Origin of the sequence: Acidipropionibacterium jensenii DSM 20535 (genome assembly GCF_000425285.1) — a bacterium.
GTDB classification, from domain to species: domain Bacteria; phylum Actinomycetota; class Actinomycetes; order Propionibacteriales; family Propionibacteriaceae; genus Acidipropionibacterium; species Acidipropionibacterium jensenii.
The window spans coordinates 57,087-75,076 of the sequence record NZ_AUDD01000007.1; the positions used below are offsets into that span (position 1 = coordinate 57,087).

Below are 17,990 nucleotides of genomic sequence, written 5' to 3' on the forward strand. Positions count from 1 at the left end.
CGCCAGCCTAGCGGCTGTCGCCGGCGTCCCCCCAGCTACCTCCGCATGGCCTTGCGGGCCAGTGCGTTGCCGGCGAACTGGGCCGCCTGGACGATGACGATGATGGTGATCACCGCGATGAAGGTGACCGTCCAGTTGAACCGCTGGTAGCCGTACTGGATGGCGAACTGTCCCAGCCCGCCGCCGCCGATGGCACCGGCGATGGCCGTCATGTCGACGATCGCGATGAGGACGTAGGTGTAGCCGAGAATCAGCGGTCCGAGGGCCTCGCGGGCCACCACGTCGAAGAGGATCCGCCAGGGTCCGGCGCCCATCGCGCGGGCCGCCTCGATGACGCCGGGATCGACGGTGACGAGGTTCTGCTCGACGATCCGCGACATCGCGAAGGTGGCGGCGATGCACAACGGGAAGGTCGCGGCCTGGACCCCGATGGTGCTGCCGATCACCTTGAGGGTCAGCGGGCCGATCGCGGTCATGAAGATGATGAACGGGATCGGTCGGACGATGTTGACGATGATGTTGAGGATGAGGTTCGCGGTCCGGTTGGCGAGCAGGCCGCCGCGGCGGGTCGCGAACAGGAAGATCCCGAGTACCAGGCCCAGGATTCCACCGACGATGAGGGTGATCACCGCCATGAAGAGGGTCTGCCAGATCGCGTCCAGGTAGACGGGCTTGAGTGTCTCCCAGTCCATCAGTTGTCCTCCCCGCTCGTGACGGTCCGTGTGGACCCGTCATCGACGGCATCGCCGGCGATGACGTTCAGCTGGTGTGCGGCCTTGGCGACGTCCTCGGGAGGGCCGCTCAGGGCCACCGTGTAGTTGCCCAGGGCGCCGCCGCGGACCTCGATGACTCCGCCGTGCACGATCTTGAAACTGACCCTGCCCAGCCTGCCCAGTTCGGCCAGGGCGTTGCCGAAAGCACTCGCCTCGACGCTGGGGACATCGACCAGAGTGGCCCCGGGATTCTCCCGACGCAGCCGCTCGAGCTCATCGGGTCCGGGGTGCTGGCCGATGATCGTCGACAGGAACCGCTGGGTGGTCTCCGACTTCGGTCGCGCGAAGATCTCGCGGGTCGAACCGGTCTCGATGAGGTGGCCGCCCTCCAGGACGCTGACCTGGTCGGCGATGGATCGCACCACCTCCATCTCGTGGGTGATGACGATCACGGTGACGCCCAGTTCGGCATTGATGCGCTGCAGCAGGGCGAGCACCCCGGCGGTCGTCTCCGGGTCCAGGGCGGAGGTGGACTCGTCGGCCAGCAGGATGGTCGGCCGGGTGGCCAGCGCCCGGGCAATCCCGACGCGCTGCTTCTGGCCTCCCGACAACTGGTCCGGATGGGTCCACGCCCGGTCGGTGAGCCCGACGAAGGACAGCAGCTCGGTGACCCGGGCCCGCTCGTCGGCCTTGGACCATCGGGCCAGTTTCAGCGGGTAGGCCACATTGTCGTAGATGGTGCGGGAGTTGAGCAGGTTGAACTGCTGGAAGATCATCCCGATGTCGGTGCGCAGCGGCCTCAGCTGCCGCTCGGTGAACCGGGAGATGTCGGTGCCCTTCACCACCACGGTGCCGGAGGTGGGTTGCTCCAGGCCGTTGATGAGTCTCACCAGGGTCGACTTGCCGGCGCCGGACTGTCCGATCACCGCCGAGATTGCGCCTCCCTCGAAGTCCAGACTGACGTCGTCGAGGGCCTGTACGGGTCCGGAACGGGTCTGAAAGGTCTTGGACACGTGATCGATGTGGATGATCGGGTCGCCCATTCGGGTCCTCCTGTGGTCGGCTGAACCGTCGTGGTGGGCCGCAGCGCGGCCCACCACGACGGAGGAGGTCACTTGTTCTTGAGCTCGGTCTGGAGCTTGTCCAGAGAGGACTGCAGATCGGCCTGGGAGGTCCCCTTGACGATCTTGGCGGTGTTGTCGGACTCGGCGAGCACGGCCTTGAGGACCTCGGGGTCGTGCCAGATCTGGGTCACCTTGAGGTAGGTGGCGTTGTTCTTGTCCTTGGCGCGAGCCGTGAAGATGTTGATGTAGGGGGCGGACTCGGGGCTGGCGGGATCATCCTGGAAGAGGGCCGACTTGGGGTCGAGCTTGGCGTCCCTGGCGAATCCGTTGTTGATCACCGAGGCGTCCACGCTCGGCAGGGCGGTGACGGTCTGGGAGGCGTCGACCGCGGTGACCGTGATCTTCGACTTGTTGGCGATGATGTCGGCCGGGGTGGACAGCGGGGAGCCGCCGTCGCGCAGGCTCAGCAGTCCGGCCTTCTGCAGCAGCAGCAGGGCGCGGCCCTGGTTGGTGTCGTCATTGGGGATGGCGATCTTGCCGCCGGCCGGGACCTGGCTGAGCTTGGTGTGCTTCTTGGAGTAGATCGCCAGCGGGACGATGTAGGTCGGGGCCAGTGGGATCAGGTTGTCGTTGTTCTCGGCGTTGTAGTTGGCCAGGAAGAAGACGTGCTGGAAGAAGTTGAGGTCGATCTGGCCCTGGGACAGGGCGCGGTTCGGCTGGTTGTAGTCGCTGAAGTCGACCTTCTTGATGGTGATGCCCTGGGCGGCGGCCTTCTTGATGAAGATGGGCCAGAAGGTGGCGCCGGCCTCGGTGGTGCCGATCCGGACCGTGGAGCTGGCCGTGGCGTCCGGGCCGGCGGCCTGGGATCCGGAGTTGCGCTGGGTGGCCCACACGATCGCTCCGGCGATCAGGGCGATCACGACGACGACCGCGGTGATGATCAGACCCTTGCGGCCGCCTCCCTCGGGCTTGTCGGGAAGGGCCTGAGGCTCCTCCGGTGTGGAGCCTGCGGGATTCTGGGGGGTGCTCATGATGGTTCTCCTGGGACAGCTGATGAGTGGGGGATGACCCCGATCGGGGTCTGATCGGTCGGCGGAGAAGCTGGTCCTGGCGCGGCCATGGGCATGCGGGAGGAAGGCAGACTCCACCGTTGGAGATCCTGCTGGGTGACTCGGGATCGGTCGAGTCAGCAGGTGCCGGACATTCGGCAACACGCGTCCGCAGCGCAGCACATCATCTTCGCCGCACGCCGGTCGGCGCGAACGAGATGTGTGGTGGCGGTCGCCATGTCGTGTCTCCTGCTCTCATGTGCCGTGTGGCACCTACTGCGACACGTACTCGCGCCGCGGAGGTCCTATGGTGTCAGACCTGCTTCGCAGATGCACAGAAGAGGTCAGTAAGTGACACCATGTCTCAGAAATCGGAAATGACCCTATGCGGAGATCGGCGGCCAGTCAACTCATCGGGAGGCCGCGGGGGCGACGAACGGTGGTCGACCGTTCCGGTCGCGGGCCGGTCGCTCGGCTGCTGTGCCGGGCTGGCCGTAGTCTTGGCACCGCCATGAGTGACGCCACCCCAGATCTGTTCTCCTTCTTCGCCTCCGCGCAGCCGCCGACCACTGCCCGCTATGGGGCCGAGTCGTCCCGCCGGCTGCCGGCCGGGGCGGGGTCCTCCGGTGCCCAGTCGCACAACCGGACGCCGTCCGGGACCGAGCCGGGATTCCGGCCCGAGCCGCGCCCGGCCACCGAGGATGAGCTGCTGGCGGACCTCAACCCGCCGCAGCGCGAGGCCGTGCTGCACGTCGGCTCGCCGGTCCTGGTGGTGGCGGGAGCCGGGTCGGGCAAGACGCGGGTGCTCACCCGCCGGATCGCCCACCTGGTCCAGGTGCGCGGCGTCCACCCCGGATCGATCCTGGCGATCACCTTCACCAACAAGGCGGCCGCCGAGATGAAGGCCAGGGTGGTGGAGCTGGTCGGTCGGCGGGCCCGGCCGATGTGGGTCTCGACCTTCCACTCGGCGGCGGTGCGGATGCTGCGCTCCGACATCGACCGGATCGGGATGTCGCGCACCTTCTCCATCTACGACGACACCGACGCCAAGCGGCTCATCACCCTGGTGACCCGCGACTCCAAGCTGGACCCCAAGAAGTTCCAGCCCCGCACGGTGATGAACTGGATCTCCGACCAGAAGAACGAGCTGATCGACCCGGCGGCAGCGGCCGCCTCCGCCACCAGCGGAAACGACCGGCTCTTCGCCGATCTCTACGCCGAGTACCAGCGGCGGCTGCGCTCGGCCAATGCGCTGGACTTCGACGACCTCATCATGGTGACGGTCACCCTGCTGAGGCAGTTCCCCGACCTACGCGAGCAGTACCGGCGCCGGTTCCGCCATGTCCTGGTCGACGAGTACCAGGACACCAACACCGCCCAGTACCAGTTCATCCGCGCGCTGTGCGGGACCGACCCGGTGACCGGCGGCCCCGATGACCAGCAGGAGGGTGGCCGGCAGGAGGACCCGGAGGCGACCAGAACGGTCGATCCGCCGGAGCTGATGGTGGTGGGGGACTCCGACCAGTCGATCTACGCCTTCCGCGGCGCCACCATCCGCAACATCCTCGACTTCGACAAGGACTTCCCCGGGGCACGGACCATTCTTCTGGAGCAGAACTACCGCTCCACCCAGACCATCCTCAGCGCCGCCAACAGCCTCATCAAGGTCAATCCCAACCGGCCGGCGAAGAACCTGTGGACCGATGCCGGCGACGGCGAGAAGATCATCGGCTATGTCGCCGACACCGAGCACGACGAGGCCGCCTGGGTGGGCCGCAAGATCGACGAGATGGTCGACGCCGGGCTGACGACCTACGGCGAGGTCGCGGTCTTCTACCGCACCAATGCCCAGTCGCGGCCCTTCGAGGATGTCTTCATTCGCACCGGCCTGCCCTACCGGGTGGTCGGCGGGGTGCGCTTCTACGAGCGCCGGGAGGTGCGCGACGCCGTCGCCTACCTGCGTGCCATCGCCAACCCCGCCGACGACGTCTCGGTCCGGCGGATCCTCAACGTGCCCAAGCGCGGTATCGGCGCACGCGCCGAGGCCTCCCTTGAGCTCTTCGCCACCGCGCGACGGATCCCCTTCTCCGAGGCGATCGACCGGGCCAGTGAGATCACCTCGATGGCCAGCCGTTCGGTTCAGCAGATCGCATCCTTCGCCGAGTTGATGGCCGACCACCGGAAGATGGTCGCCGAGGGGGCCAGGGCCGACGAGATCCTCGACTCGATTCTCAAGAAGTCGGGCTATGTGGCCGAGCTGGAGAACTCCAAGGATCCCCAGGACCAGACCCGCCTGGAGAACCTGGTGGAGCTGCTGTCGGTGGCCCAGGAGTTCGTCGCCCGGGTCCACACCATCGACCTGGACGGACGGGAGGAGGATCAGTCGGATGAGGACCAGGACGAGCTGGCCGAGGTCGACGACTCGCTGCCCGCCTTCCTGGAGCAGATCGCCCTGGTCGCCGACTCCGACGCCATCCCCGAGGAGGGGGACGGGGTGGTCACCCTGATGACCCTGCACACCGCCAAGGGGCTGGAGTTCGACACCGTCTTCGTGACCGGCTTCGAGGACGGCGTCTTCCCCCACGCCCGCAGCCTGGCCGATCCCAAGGAGCTCGCCGAGGAGCGCCGGCTGGCCTATGTGGGGCTCACCCGGGCCCGCAAGCGCCTCCTGCTGTCGCGGGCCGTGGTGCGCACCACCTGGGGGCAGCCCCAGTACAACCCCGCCAGCCGGTTCATCGACGAGATCCCCGAGCGCCTGGTGACCTGGGAGCGGGTGGCCGACGCCTCCCCCGGCTGGGCCTCCACCTCGCAGAGCGGCAGCCGCAACGCCCGGTCCACCCTGACCGAGGGCGGTCCGGTCTTCGGGTCGGGAGCCGGACGGCCGGCCTCCAGGCCCGCCCCGATCTCCCTGCAGCCCGGGGACAAGGTGCTGCACACCCAGTTCGGGCTGGGCACCGTGCTGTCGACGAAGGGATCGGGGGGCAGCGTCACCGCCGACGTCGACTTCGGATCGGTGGGCACCAAGCGCCTGGCGCTGAAGTTCGCCCCGCTCGAGAAGCTCTGAGGCCTCAGGAGCCCCTGAGTCCCAGGAAGCCCTGGCCCCAGGGACCCCGAGTCGCCGGGGTGCACTGAGCCCCCGGACACTGAGAATCCTGGTGGGCAGGCTCAGTACCGGGGGCTCGATGTCAGCCGTGGTCCTCGCGGGGGCGAGAACCACGGGTCGGGGGTCAGGGCTTCAGGCCGATCGACCGCAGGAAGACCAGCGGATCGGTGGTGCTGTAGACGTCACCGGGGGTGGTGCCCGCCGGGTAGTACTCGAAGTGCAGGTGGCAGCCGAAGGCTCGACCAGTCTCGCCGGAGTAGCCGATCAACTGGCCGGGCTTGACGGTCTGGCCGACGGAGACGGACTTGCTCGTCATGTGCGCGTAGAGCACCGACCCGCCGTTGGCCAGGTGGATGACGACGTGGTTGCCGGCCCAGGAACCGCCGGTCGACTCGCCGACCACTCCCGCGGCGACCGCGTGCAGCGGGGTGCCGCAGGCGGCCACGAAGTCCTCACCGGTGTGCCAGCGAGCCCACACGCCGGTCTCGCCCCAGTAGGAGCCCAGGGTGTAGGAGCCCGGGTTGATCGGCAGGGAGGCGCCGCCGTCATTGGTGATCGCCGAGGTGGTGCCGGCGGTGATCTTGACCCCGCTGGCCGCGGCAGCCTTGACCAGCTTCTGCTCGGCGGCCTTCTTCTCGGCGGCGATCTTCTTGGCCTGCTTCTTCACGGCGACGATGGAGGCGTCCAGCTCCTTGGCGCGGACCGTCTCGGAGGCGGTCACCGCCTGGTTCTGGATGCCGTCGGTGGTGCTGTCCAGATCGGTGCTGCGCTGGTTGGCCGCCGACTGGCTCATCGCCTTGTCGATCTCGGAGCGCACATTGCTGCGAGAGACCGAGGAGCCGCGTCCGGCGTTGTTGGTGCGCGAGCCGATGCCGGCCGAGCCGGCGCCGTTGAGCTGGTTGTCGGACTGGGGGACCGCCCGGGTGACACCGGACCGGTTGGGGTCGACCGTCAGTGAGTGGAGGTTCGTCGCCGAGGAGTTCGAGGCGCTGGTCAGCATCACCGCACCGGCGGTGACGGTTCCCAGGGCGGCCACCACGGCCACCGCGATCCCGGCGCGCAGCGGGGACCGGCGACGATGGTCGGCGAAGGCCCGCTCGGCGGGCTGATCGGGGTCGAAGCCCTCGGCGTCCAGCTCCTCGTCGTGGGCCTCCGGGGGATCGACCACGGCCGAACGGCGGAGGAACTCCAGCGGTGCGAACCCGCCACGACGGTGCCTGAGTGTGCTCACTGAACTCCTAGTACGTGGGACCAAGTCCCAGTCGAACGCGGATCTGCGGTCCTTCTGGAGGATGATGCAGGGCTCCGGTGGAATGCTGAGAAAACATTAGCATCTCTCAGGAATGACTCCAATTCGGGGCTGCGGTACTGCTTGGCGACGGAGCACGACGTCAACCGTCGGGGGTTGATACTGTGGCGGCGCTGGGCACCGATCAGCTCGATCCTCCTGGCTCGAGCGGAGATGCCCGGGACACCAGCCGGCCAGACCCCGGTGGTCGACCACCTCGCAGAGTGGAGAGATTGTGGATCTGTATGAGTACCAAGCCCGCGACCTGTTCGAGAAGCACGGTGTACCCGTGCTCCGGGGCATCGTCGCCGAGACCCGGCAACAGGCCGTGGACGCGGCCGCCGAGCTGGGAACACCCGTCGTCGCCGTCAAGGCCCAGGTGAAGGTGGGCGGCCGCGGCAAGGCGGGCGGCGTCAAGATCGCCAAGTCCCCGCAGCAGGCAGGGGAGTGCGCCGAGGCCATCCTCGGGATGGACATCAAGGGACACACCGTCGGCAAGGTGATGATCGCCGAGGGAGCCGAGATCGTCGAGGAGTACTACTTCTCGATCCTTCTCGACCGCGGCGAGCGCCAGTACCTGGCGATGTGCTCCCGCGAGGGCGGGATGGACATCGAGACCCTCGCCAGGGAGCGCCCGGAGGCGCTGGCCAAGGTGCCGGTCGACCCGATCGACGGGATCGACCGGGCCAAGGCCGTCGAGATCCTGGAGGCCGCCGGGTTCCCCGCCGACAGCCACGACGCCATCGTCCCGGTGATCCTCACACTGTGGGAGGTCTACTCCGCCGAGGACGCCACCCTGGTGGAGGTCAACCCGATGGTGAGGACCGGCGACGGCCGGATCATCGCCCTGGACGGGAAGGTCACCCTGGACGGCAACGCCGCCTTCCGCCACCCCGAGCACGCCGACCTGGTCGACCGGGCGGCCACCGACCCGCTGGAGCTGCGGGCCGGTGAACTGGGCCTCAACTACGTCAAGCTCGATGGCAGCGTCGGGGTCATCGGAAACGGCGCAGGCCTGGTGATGAGCACCCTGGACGTGGTCGCCTACGCCGGTGAGAACTACACCGGATCCCCCAGGCCCGCCAACTTCCTGGACATCGGGGGCGGCGCCTCCGCCGAGGTGATGGCCAATGGCCTGGACCTCATCATGTCCGATCCCCAGGTGCGGTCGGTCTTCGTCAACATCTTCGGCGGGATCACCGCCTGCGACGAGGTCGCCAATGGGATCAAGGCAGCCCTGCAGACCCTCGGCGACAAGGCCAGCAAGCCTCTGGTCGTGAGGCTCGACGGCAACGCCGTCGACCAGGGCCGGGCCATCCTCAACGACTTCAACCATCCGCTCGTGACCATGGTCGCCACCATGGACGAGGCCGCCAGCAGGGCCGCCGAGCTCGCGTCCCAGGAGGCATGAGACATGTCCATCATTCTCGACCAGAACTCCCGGATCATCGTCCAGGGTATGACCGGATCGGAGGGCATGAAGCACACCCAGCGGATGCTGGCCTCCGGATCGGCCATCGTCGGGGGCGTCAATCCCCGCAAGGCCGGCCAGGACGTCACCTTCGACGGGGGCGTCACGGTACCGGTCTTCGGCACCGTCAAGGAGGCCATCGAGGCCACCGGGGCCAATGTCACCGTGGTCTTCGTGCCCGCCCGGTTCACCGCAGCCGCGGTGCTGGAGGCCGTCGACGCCGAGATCCCGCTGGTGGTGTGCATCACCGAGGGAGTCCCCGCCAAGGACGAGACCCAGTTCGTGGCGGCCGCCCGCCGCTCCGGGAAGACCCGCATCATCGGGCCGAACTGCCCCGGAATCATCAGCCCAGGACTGTCGAACGCCGGCATCACCCCGGCCGACATCACCGGCCCGGGGCGGGTCGGCCTGGTCTCCAAGTCCGGCACCCTGACCTACCAGCTGATGTTCGAGGTGCGCGACCTGGGAATCTCCACCGCCCTGGGAATCGGCGGCGACCCGGTGGTCGGCACCACCCACATCGACGCCCTCCAGGCCTTCCAGGACGACCCGGAGACCGACGTCATCGTGATGATCGGCGAGATCGGCGGGGACGCCGAGGAGCGGGCGGCCGACTACATCCGTGAGCACATCACCAAGCCGGTGATCGGATACGTGGCCGGTTTCACCGCCCCCGAGGGCAAGACCATGGGCCATGCCGGGGCGATCATCTCGGGCTCATCGGGCACCGCGACCGCCAAGAAGGCGGCTCTGGAGGCCGCCGGGGTGAAGGTCGGCAAGACCCCCTCGGAGACCGCCAAGCTGGCCCACGAGGCGGTCGCCGCACTGACCCACTGAGACACCGGTCACCCGGGTCCCCACGAGGGACCAGGGGACACGACCCCCCGCACCACAGGTGCGGGGGGCCGTGTCCTTCAGTACGCCCTCGGCGCCATCAGTCTCATCGGCGCAGGGGCGGGGGAGGGGTTGTCAGTCAGCGAGCCTGGGTGGCCCGCTCGGCGGCCCGGACCGCCAGCTGCGACCAGGCGTCGTCGGTGAACCGGTAACTGGTGGTGACATTGGCCAGCAGATAGGTCACCGAGGAGCCGACCGTGCTCACCGAGACCTGGAAGACGGCCTTGTTCCCAGATCCCGCGTCCTGGGTCACCAGGAAGGACCGACCGGAGATCTTGGCGCCCTTCTCGCCGACCCCGGTGAAGGACTTCGCGTCGCTCACCTTCGCGGTGGTGAGGCTCTTGGAGCAGCTTGCGATGCTGTCGCCGATCTTCTTGGCGAAGGCCGCGGCTCCCGCTGCGTCGCCGAAGCCGAATCGCAGCGAGTCGACACCGAATCCCTGAGGTGCCGAGGAGTCCTTGTAGAGCAGGTAGGTCCGCTGCTGGCGCTCCCGCGGGCCGGAGGCACTGGCGAGGGTGACGCCCTCGCACTGGGTGCCCTTGCTGGACACGCCGGCCGGGGCGGCGGCCTGCCACTCGCCCTGATCAGGGGTCAGACGCGGCAGGTCGGAGGTGATGAGCCAGCCTGGCAGGTCCGATGTCGGCGGGACCGATGCGGAGACCGTCACCTTGCCGGGACAGGTTCCACCGGCCAGCCGGCAGCCCCGGGAGGCAGCAGCGGTGATCGCCGAGGCCGCCGCTGTTGCGTCGATCGGGGTGTGGTTGTCGGAGGCGTCGATCGCCTGGATCTCGCGGCCGATGCGGGTCAGCACGATGGTGCGGTACTGGATGGTGGTTCCCTGGAAGGCGACTGTCAGGGACGTCGCCTCGTCGCCCAGGCCCTTCACCGAACTCGCCGAGACGATGAGTGAGGGGACCGAGTCGCAGGCTGCCAGGGAGGCCGCCTGCTGGGTGTAGACCGACTTGGCGGTGGCCTCATCGGCGTACCCGTCAACCCGGTGCAGGGCGGCGGTAGCGGTCTTGGTGGAGGCGGTGAAGGAGCGCTGCCATGAGGACTGAGGAGTCGGCTGGTCCGCGTCCCGCACGATGCAGGAGATGGTCTGGGTGGAGTCGGCGGGAATGGTCGACAAGGTGTCGTCGACCTTCCAGCTCGCCTTGGTGTCGAGTCGGGAGACCTCGGCGGCACTCATCAGAGAGTCCTGCGGCAGAGGGGTCACCGAGGAGGGGGTCGGGGTGACCGAGGCGCCGGTGATCGGCGACTGATGGTTCAGCCGGGAGACGGCCACCACGACGATCGCCACCACCAGCACGGCGATCACAGCCCACACCCAGGGGCGGCGCAGCGGTGAGCGGTCCACGACGAGCTCATCGGGGGAGGCCGATCCGGGCTCCTCGGCGGCGCGGTGGGGTCGATCCGCGGCCGGGGTCGCGGTCCTGCGGTTCCCGGTCCGGTGACTCCTGGCCCTGGGGATCTTCCCGGCCGGCGGCCGGAAGGCGGCGTCGGGATCGGCGGTCGAACTCTTGCCGTCCTCGGAGGACTCCGGTTCCGTGTCCTGCTCCGGCGTGTCGGTCGCCGGGTCATCGTCGGGGATCAGTCCGCGCCGGGGAGCGGGGCCATCGGCGGACTCGCCGGAGCTTCGCGACCATCCCTGCCCGGCGGGAGCCGGGGTATCGTCTGGGTGGTGCTCGGCCGCTGCGGTGCGCAGCGCGGAACCGTCGGCGGTCTCGGCTCCCGGCTGAATGGAGTCGTCGGGTATCCCGCGCCGCGGCCGACGCGTGGGTTCCTCGCTCACTCGAATGCCTCCAGGACTTGACTATGTGACACAGCGACCGGCGGTATCGGTTCTGGTGGATATCGGCTCACAGCCGCGTCTGCTCAGGCGAGCTTACCGTCTGGGCCGGGGCAGCGCCGTGCGAACCGGTCGTGGCATCCGCCCGATGACCTGGAAGGGTCTGGACCGACTCTGATGGAAGGAGACAGCCGTGCCGCCAGCACACCACGGTCACCGTGGGGGTCGACTGAGTGGGAAGCGGGCGAGTGGGAGTCGCCCGGGTGGGAGCCGGACGGGATCCGGTGACGGCCGCATCGATCTCACCGTGGAGTCCTCGGCCAGCCGTCGACGCCATGACAACGGGCCGCGCTGGCCCTGGCCGGTGGTCTGCGCCCTGGCATGTCTGGTGGGACTCGCCTCGGTGTGGGTCCTGCTCACCGGGCTCATCATCCCCGAGTGGCTGGCTCTGCCGAAGGGGAGTTTCGGGGACCTGGTGCGCGGGTCGACCGGACTGTGGCTGCTGGCCCATGGCGTCCCGCTGAGCGCGCTGGGCCTGAGGGTGAGCCTGGTGCCGCTGAGTCTCACCCTGCTGCTGGTGGTGGTCGGGATGCAGACCAGCCGGTACTCGGCCCGGGTGATGTCGGACGCCCGGCGCCGCGCCGACCGGCCGGTGGCCCTGCGGCAGGCGGGCCAGGTCGCCGCCCTGCACGCCACCGTGCACCTGGTCGCCGTGGTGTTTGCGGCATCCGCGGCCGGGGTCTCGGGCCCGTCGTCGTGGCTGCGGGTCCTGGTCGGCGGCCTGGTCCTCGGCACCGGGCCCGGCCTGGCGGGTGCGCTGCGCGGGGCACGCGTGCGGGCCGCCGGGATGGTACCCGGTGGAATCCGCAACACCTGGGCGGGCGCGATGATCGGCTCCGCAGTGGTGGTGGCGGGCGGGTCGGCGGCGCTGGCGGTGAACCTGATCGCCAACGGTTCCCGGGTGGTGGCCCTCCACGAGTCCTTCGGGGCGGGAGTCTGGGGTGGAATCGTTCTCATTCTTCTGCAACTCAGTTGGCTGCCGAACCTCATCGGATGGTGGTCGGCCTGGACCCTGGGCCCCGGCTTCACCCTGGGACTGGGGTCATCGGTGAGCCCCTTCGGAGTGCATCTGGGCATCGTCCCCGCGATCCCGGCCCTCGGCGCTCTTCCCGCGGCCGGCGACCCCGGTGCCGCGAGCTGGTTGTGGCTGGCGGTGCCCGCCCTGGCGGGGGCCGCCGGGGCCGTCGTGGCCCTGCGGGACCGCCGGCTCACCGATCCCCGGCAGATCCTCGCCCGGGGAGCGGGCTCCGGGGTCGTCGCCGCCCTGGTGGTCGCCCTGCTCGGAGTCCTGTCGGCCGGCGGGATCGGTGCCGGGCGGCTGTCGGCGATCGGACCCCAGATGCCCCAGGTGCTGGGGATGGCCCTCGTCCTGCTCGGAGGTGGCGGACTGCTGGCAGGGGCCGCGGTGGCGGTGCTGCGCTGGCGGGAGGCACGGTCAGGCGACTCGCCGTCCGGGCCCACCGACGAGGATCGGGAGGCCGGCGAGGACACCAGACACCTGGTGCGCTCCTCACGCCGTGCTACCGCTTCCCGCCGTGAGGCCGTCGGTACCGATGGCGGAAAGTCCCGCGACGAGGGGCAGGAGCCGACCCGCGACGGTCGGTAGCCGGCGTCCCCGGACTCCCGATGTGGGGGGTTCTGGGCCGAGGAGGCATACTTGCTGTGCACACGTGCTCCGGGGTCGGTGAAAGTCCGAACCGGCGGTGACAGTCCGCGAACCGCTCATCCAGGTCCACCTGGAGGAACGGCTGAACCGGTGAAAATCCGGTACCGACGGTGAGAGTCCGGATGGGAGGAAGCACGTGGGACCTGCGCGGCGACGCGCCGGGGACCCATGACGGCGATGCCGCCGGGACTCCTCGGTGCCTGTCCGGAGCGGTGGCGTCCTGAACGCCGCCCGACTCCGCACACCGCGTCGTGCCCTGCCGGTCGATGACCGGCGTCGGCCGGGTCCCCGGCGACCCCGGCGTTCGTGAGGACGCGAACGAAGGGTTGTCGATGGTCGAGAGTCATCATGTCGGGACCGGTCACCGGTGGGACGACGCCATGCGTCGAGCCATCGAGCTGGCCGCCAACGGTCCCGCCGTCGACCCCAATCCCCGGGTCGGCTGCGTCCTGCTCGGTCCCGACGGGGCCGTGCTCGGGCAGGGCTGGCACCACGGGGCGGGGACACCGCACGCCGAGATCCAGGCTCTTCGTGACGCCGGAGTGACCGCCGGCCGGGACCGGCTCACTGCCGGGTGCACGGCGGTGGTCACCCTGGAACCCTGCAACCACACCGGTCGGACCGGGCCGTGCAGCCGCGCCCTGATCGCCGCCGGCGTCCAGCGAGTGGTGATCGGCCAGTCCGATCCCAACCCGGTGGCGGCCGGCGGCGCCCAGACCCTGGCGGAGGCCGGGATCGAGGTGGTCGGGGAGGTCCTCACCGATCAGGCGCGGGCCCTCAACCCCGACTGGACCTTCTCGATGGTCCACGGCCGACCCCGGGTGGTGTGGAAGTACGCCGCCACCCTGGACGGTCGCTCGGCCGCCCAGGACGGCACCAGCCGCTGGATCACCTCCGATCAGGCGCGGGCCCGGGTGCATCTGGAGCGCTCCCGGTGCGCAGCCGTGATGGTGGGCACCGGCACCGCCCTGGCCGACGACCCGAGACTGACCGTCAGAGGGGTCGCGGTGGCCCACCAGCCGCTGCGGGTGGTGGTGGGACGACGCCCACTGCCGCCGGGAAGCCACCTCCTCGACGACTCGGCGCCGATGGTCCAGATCACCAGTCACGACCCGCAGTTCGTCCTGGCCGAGCTGCAGCGTCGAGGAGTGCACCGGGTCTGGCTGGAGGGCGGTCCTCGGCTGGCCGGAGCCTTCTGTCGGGCCGGGCTGATCGACGAGGTGATCGCCCACATCGCCCCGACACTCCTCGGATCGGGACCCGCCGCCCTGGCCGACGCCGGGGTCTCCACGATCGACGAGGCCCATCGTCTGGTCATCGACGAGGTGTCGATGATCGGCCCCGACATCGAGATCCGGGCCCACCCGATCCCGCGGGAGCCCCCCGCACCGGTGCCACCTGCACCGAGTCGATCCACACCGGGTCAATCCACGTCGAATCAATCCAGACCGTGACAGATATCAGCACCAGGCAGCCCCGAGGACGGGACTGCCGGGACAGGAGTTCAGCAATGTTCACCGGAATCATCGAGGAGCTCGGCGAGGTCGCCGAGCTGCGACACGGCGCCGACTCGGCCGTGATGACCATTCGCGGTCCGTTGGTGACCTCGGATGCCACCCTCGGGTCGTCCATCGCGGTCGACGGGGTCTGCCTGACGGTGACAGCCGTCGACGGCGACCTGTTCAGCGTCGACGTGATGGCCGAGACCCTGGCCCGCAGCGGGCTGGGGCGTCTGGCCCCCGGAGCCCGGGTCAACCTGGAGAGAGCCCTGCCGGCCGGCGGCCGGATGAGCGGCCACATCGTCCAGGGACATGTCGACGGCACCGGCCGGATCCTCCAGCGCAGGCCCGGGGACCGCTGGGAGGTGGTGCGCATCTCGGCCCCGCAGAACCTCCAGCGCTACATCGTCGAGAAGGGGTCCATCGCGGTCGACGGGACGTCGTTGACCGTCAGCGCCACCGGACCCGGATGGTTCGAGATCGGCCTGATCCCCACCACCCTCGCCACCACCGTGCTGGGAACCCTGCCGGTGGGCGAGGAGGTCAACCTGGAGGCCGACGTCATCGCCAAGTACGTGGAGTCCCTGCTCGCCGGCCGGGAGGCACCGGACCCCTCGCAGTCGAACCGCCCCGACGTCACCCGGACCGCATCCGCCGCCACGACGACCACCACCCAGCCAACCACCACCCAGCCAACCACCAGCCAGCCGACCACCACCCAGGGAGAGCTCCGATGACCGGATTCGCCACCATCGACCAAGCCCTCGACGAGCTGCGGGCGGGACGCCCGGTCCTCGTCCTGGACGACGAGAACCGCGAGAACGAGGGGGACGCCATCATGGCCGCCTCCCGGGCCGACGCCCACTGGGTCGGCTGGATGATCCGACACACCTCGGGCTACCTGTGCGCCCCGATGACCGAGGAGCGCGCCGACCGCATGGGGCTGCCGCTGATGTGGCCCGAGAACCAGGATCCGCTGCGCACCCGCTACACCGTCTCGGTGGACGCGTCCGAGGGCACCACCACGGGCATCGGGGCCGGCGAGAGGGCCCACACCTGCCGGGTGCTGGCCGATCCCGCGTCGACCCCGGGCTCCTTCGTGCGGCCCGGCCACATCCTGCCCCTGCGCGCCCGCCCGGGCGGCGTCCTGGAGCGTCGCGGTCACACCGAGGCCGCGGTGGACCTCACCCGGCTGGCGGGCCTGGACCCGGTCGGGGTGATCGGAGAACTGGTCGACGACGAAGGCCGCTGCCTGCGCACCCCCCAGGTGCTCGAGGTCGGGCAGCGCGCGAACCTGTGCGTCATCACCATCGACGAGCTGGCGCACTGGCGCCAGGACCATGACGACCGGCTGCCGGCCGTTCCCCCCTCCAGGGTGAGCGCCGGCCAGCCCGCCACCCTGCCCACCGAGTCCGGGGTCTTCACCCTCACCTGCTACGCCGACCACGCCACCGGCGCCGAGCACCTGCTGATGGTGCCGGCCCGCGGCGTGCAGGCCGACGACGGCGGGCCGAGCTGGGTGCGGGTGCACTCGGAGTGCCTCACCGGAGACGCCCTGGGATCGTTGCGATGCGACTGCGGTGAGCAGCTCCACTCGGCGATGGAGAAGGTCAGTCGGCACGGCGGGGCAGTGATCCTGCTGCGCGGCCAGGAGGGTCGCGGGGTCGGCCTGTTCAACAAGATCGCCGCCTACCACGCCCAGGACAACGGCCTGGACACCGTCGACGCCCAGACCGCCCTCGGCCTGCCGATCGACGCCCGGGAGTACGGGGCGGCCTCGGCCATCCTGGCCGACATGGGCCTGTCGAGTGTGCGGCTCATGACGAACAACCCGGCCAAGACCGACTCGCTGCGCCGGGCCGGCTGCCGTGTCGAGCAGGTTCCCCTGGAGGTGCCGGCCCATCCCGAGGACCTGCGCTACCTCATCACCAAGCGCGACCGGATGGGCCACAGCCTGGCCATCCCCGAGGACGCCCGGGTCGCCGAGTCCGAGAGCCAGACCCCCGGAAGCATCATTCCCGGAACTGCCGGGGTCCAGGGTCGCGACGACACGACCTCGTCGGCCACCGACACCATCGGGACCGATTCCGCAGACCACACCGACCAGAACCAGGAGCACATCGCATGAGCACCACCAATGGCGCAGCAGGACAGGCCAGCCCCGACCTGGGGACACTGAACGGCACCGGCCTGAGGGCCGCGATCGTCGCATCCCGGTGGCACCAGGTCGTGATGGACGGTCTGGTCGCCGGAGCCCTGGCAGGGCTGTCCGGGGCCGGCATCGACCACCCCACGGTGGTGCGGGTTCCCGGCTCCTTCGAACTTCCGGTGGCCTGTTCCCGGCTGGCCGGGCAGTTCGACCTGCTGGTCGCCCTCGGCGTCGTCATCCGGGGCGGCACCCCCCACTTCGACTACGTGTGCAACGCGGCCACCAACGGCCTCACCCAGGTGGCGGTGAGCACCGGGACGCCGGTCGGCTTCGGGGTGCTCACCTGCGACGACGAGGCCCAGGCGCTGGCCCGCTGCGGCATCGAGGGATCCATCGAGAACAAGGGTCGCGAGGCCGCCGAGGCCGCCCTCGCGACGGTGCTCGCGCTGCGGGCGGCCGCCTGCTGAGGCGGTCCGCCGGTGGTGCGGGGGCGAACCCGGCATGACGGGGGAACCGACGAGCGCGTCGAGGGCCGAGCCGCGGACCGGAGTCACCCAGGTGACTCGCGTCGGCCGCGGTGGCGTCTCACGGCGGGACCGGGTGCCCGGGGCGGGCGGATACAGTGTGCTCGTGGCCCTTCGCGTGGTTGTCCTCGTCTCCGGTTCCGGGACCCTGCTCCAAGCTCTCATCGATGCCCACGACGCCGGCGAGCTGCCCGTCCAGATCGTCGCGGTGGGCTCGGACCGGGCCGGCATCGAGGGTCTTGCCAGGGCCGACCGGGCCGGTATTGCAACCTTTGTCGAACCGCTGACCAAGGGCGCCGACCGGTCCGAGTGGGACCGTCGGATCACCGCCGATGTCGCCGGTTTCCAGCCCGACCTGGTGGTCTGCGCCGGATTCATGAAACTCCTCGGGCCCGCCTTCCTGGCCCGTTTCGGCGGTCGCGTCATCAACTCCCACCCCGCCCTGCTGCCCTCCTTCCCCGGCGTCCACGGTCCCCGCGACGCGCTGGCCTACGGGGTACGGATCACCGGCGCCACCGTCTTCATGGTCGACGCCGGGGTCGACACCGGACGGATCCTGGCCCAGCGGGCCGTGGAGGTCGCGCCCGACGACACCGTGGAGACCCTGCACGAGAGGATCAAGGTGCAGGAGCGCCAGATGCTCGTCGAGGTGGTCGCCGACCTCGCCACCACACTGACATCCACCGAACCCAGCACTCCCGACTGACCGGTCGGGTCGCCG

The 17,990-nt window shown here is 69.8% G+C and carries 12 protein-coding genes, 2 pseudogenes and 1 riboswitch; of the genes and pseudogenes, 9 read left to right on the forward strand and 5 right to left on the reverse strand.

Translation table 11 applies throughout. The annotated features are described in order from the left end of the window. Positions 1-35 precede the first annotated feature (35 nt). The 3 genes from H590_RS0106130 to H590_RS0106140 all read right to left on the reverse strand — a co-directional run bounded on the left by H590_RS0106130 (position 36) and on the right by H590_RS0106140 (position 2,808). Entirely contained in the window at positions 36-692 is a 657-nt protein-coding gene (locus H590_RS0106130) for a methionine ABC transporter permease (RefSeq protein WP_414973625.1), read from the reverse strand. Next, positions 692-1,756: a methionine ABC transporter ATP-binding protein gene (locus H590_RS0106135; protein ID WP_028702871.1), complete on the reverse strand. Its 1,065-nt coding sequence runs from the start codon at positions 1,754-1,756 to the stop codon at positions 692-694. Before H590_RS0106135 ends, H590_RS0106130 begins: the two co-directional genes overlap by 1 nt. A 68-nt stretch (positions 1,757-1,824) precedes the next feature. Then, the gene (locus H590_RS0106140) at positions 1,825-2,808 is read right to left on the reverse strand and encodes a MetQ/NlpA family ABC transporter substrate-binding protein (RefSeq protein WP_028702872.1); all 984 of its coding nucleotides are present in this window, start codon (positions 2,806-2,808) and stop codon (positions 1,825-1,827) included. A gap of 529 nt (positions 2,809-3,337) precedes the next feature. On the opposite strand from H590_RS0106140, the gene pcrA reads away from it, so the two are divergent. After that, complete coding sequence (pcrA, locus tag H590_RS0106145) at positions 3,338-5,890, forward strand: DNA helicase PcrA (protein ID WP_028702873.1); 2,553 nt, start codon at positions 3,338-3,340, stop codon at positions 5,888-5,890. 163 nt (positions 5,891-6,053) lie between these two features. Here the strand turns inward: pcrA and H590_RS17265 are convergent, their stop codons facing one another. Beyond that, complete coding sequence (locus H590_RS17265; RefSeq protein WP_051238233.1) at positions 6,054-7,160, reverse strand: M23 family metallopeptidase; 1,107 nt, start codon at positions 7,158-7,160, stop codon at positions 6,054-6,056. Between the two features lie 292 nt (positions 7,161-7,452). Between H590_RS17265 and sucC the strand changes: the two genes are divergently transcribed. Continuing rightward, complete coding sequence (gene sucC, locus H590_RS0106155) at positions 7,453-8,628, forward strand: ADP-forming succinate--CoA ligase subunit beta (RefSeq protein ID WP_028702874.1); 1,176 nt, start codon at positions 7,453-7,455, stop codon at positions 8,626-8,628. A gap of 3 nt (positions 8,629-8,631) precedes the next feature. Beyond that, positions 8,632-9,525 carry a succinate--CoA ligase subunit alpha gene (gene sucD / locus H590_RS0106160; RefSeq protein ID WP_028702875.1) on the forward strand — a complete coding sequence of 298 codons (894 nt, stop codon included), beginning with the start codon at positions 8,632-8,634 and terminating at the stop codon, positions 9,523-9,525. Between the two features lie 136 nt (positions 9,526-9,661). Here sucD and H590_RS0106165 read toward each other — a convergent pair whose 3' ends face one another. After that, a complete protein-coding gene (locus H590_RS0106165; protein WP_028702876.1) occupies positions 9,662-11,374 on the reverse strand; it encodes a hypothetical protein in 1,713 nt (570 codons plus the stop codon). A gap of 304 nt (positions 11,375-11,678) precedes the next feature. On the opposite strand from H590_RS0106165, the gene H590_RS15230 reads away from it, so the two are divergent. The 6 genes and pseudogenes from H590_RS15230 to purN all read left to right on the forward strand — a co-directional run bounded on the left by H590_RS15230 (position 11,679) and on the right by purN (position 17,975). Beyond that, the gene (locus H590_RS15230) at positions 11,679-13,037 is read left to right on the forward strand and encodes a cell division protein PerM (protein ID WP_126412787.1); all 1,359 of its coding nucleotides are present in this window, start codon (positions 11,679-11,681) and stop codon (positions 13,035-13,037) included. Positions 13,038-13,097: 60 nt separating this feature from the next. Further along, positions 13,098-13,237, forward strand: a riboswitch (FMN riboswitch). Positions 13,238-13,429: 192 nt separating this feature from the next. Next, on the forward strand, positions 13,430-14,551 hold the full coding sequence (ribD, locus tag H590_RS15235; RefSeq protein WP_051238235.1) for a bifunctional diaminohydroxyphosphoribosylaminopyrimidine deaminase/5-amino-6-(5-phosphoribosylamino)uracil reductase RibD: 1,122 nt from the start codon (positions 13,430-13,432) through the stop codon (positions 14,549-14,551). A 56-nt stretch (positions 14,552-14,607) separates the two neighbouring features. Then, positions 14,608-15,183 (forward strand): annotated as a pseudogene (locus tag H590_RS15240) (riboflavin synthase); the annotation flags it as partial. Positions 15,184-15,329: 146 nt separating this feature from the next. Beyond that, positions 15,330-16,559: pseudogene (gene ribB, locus H590_RS15245) on the forward strand (3,4-dihydroxy-2-butanone-4-phosphate synthase); the annotation flags it as partial. Between the two features lie 161 nt (positions 16,560-16,720). Continuing rightward, positions 16,721-17,212 (forward strand): 6,7-dimethyl-8-ribityllumazine synthase, encoded by a 492-nt coding sequence (ribH, locus tag H590_RS0106190; protein ID WP_028702877.1) that lies wholly within the window; start codon positions 16,721-16,723, stop codon positions 17,210-17,212. 163 nt (positions 17,213-17,375) lie between these two features. Next, positions 17,376-17,975 (forward strand): phosphoribosylglycinamide formyltransferase, encoded by a 600-nt coding sequence (gene purN, locus H590_RS15250; protein ID WP_036981375.1) that lies wholly within the window; start codon positions 17,376-17,378, stop codon positions 17,973-17,975. The last annotated feature ends 15 nt before the right edge of the window (positions 17,976-17,990 follow it).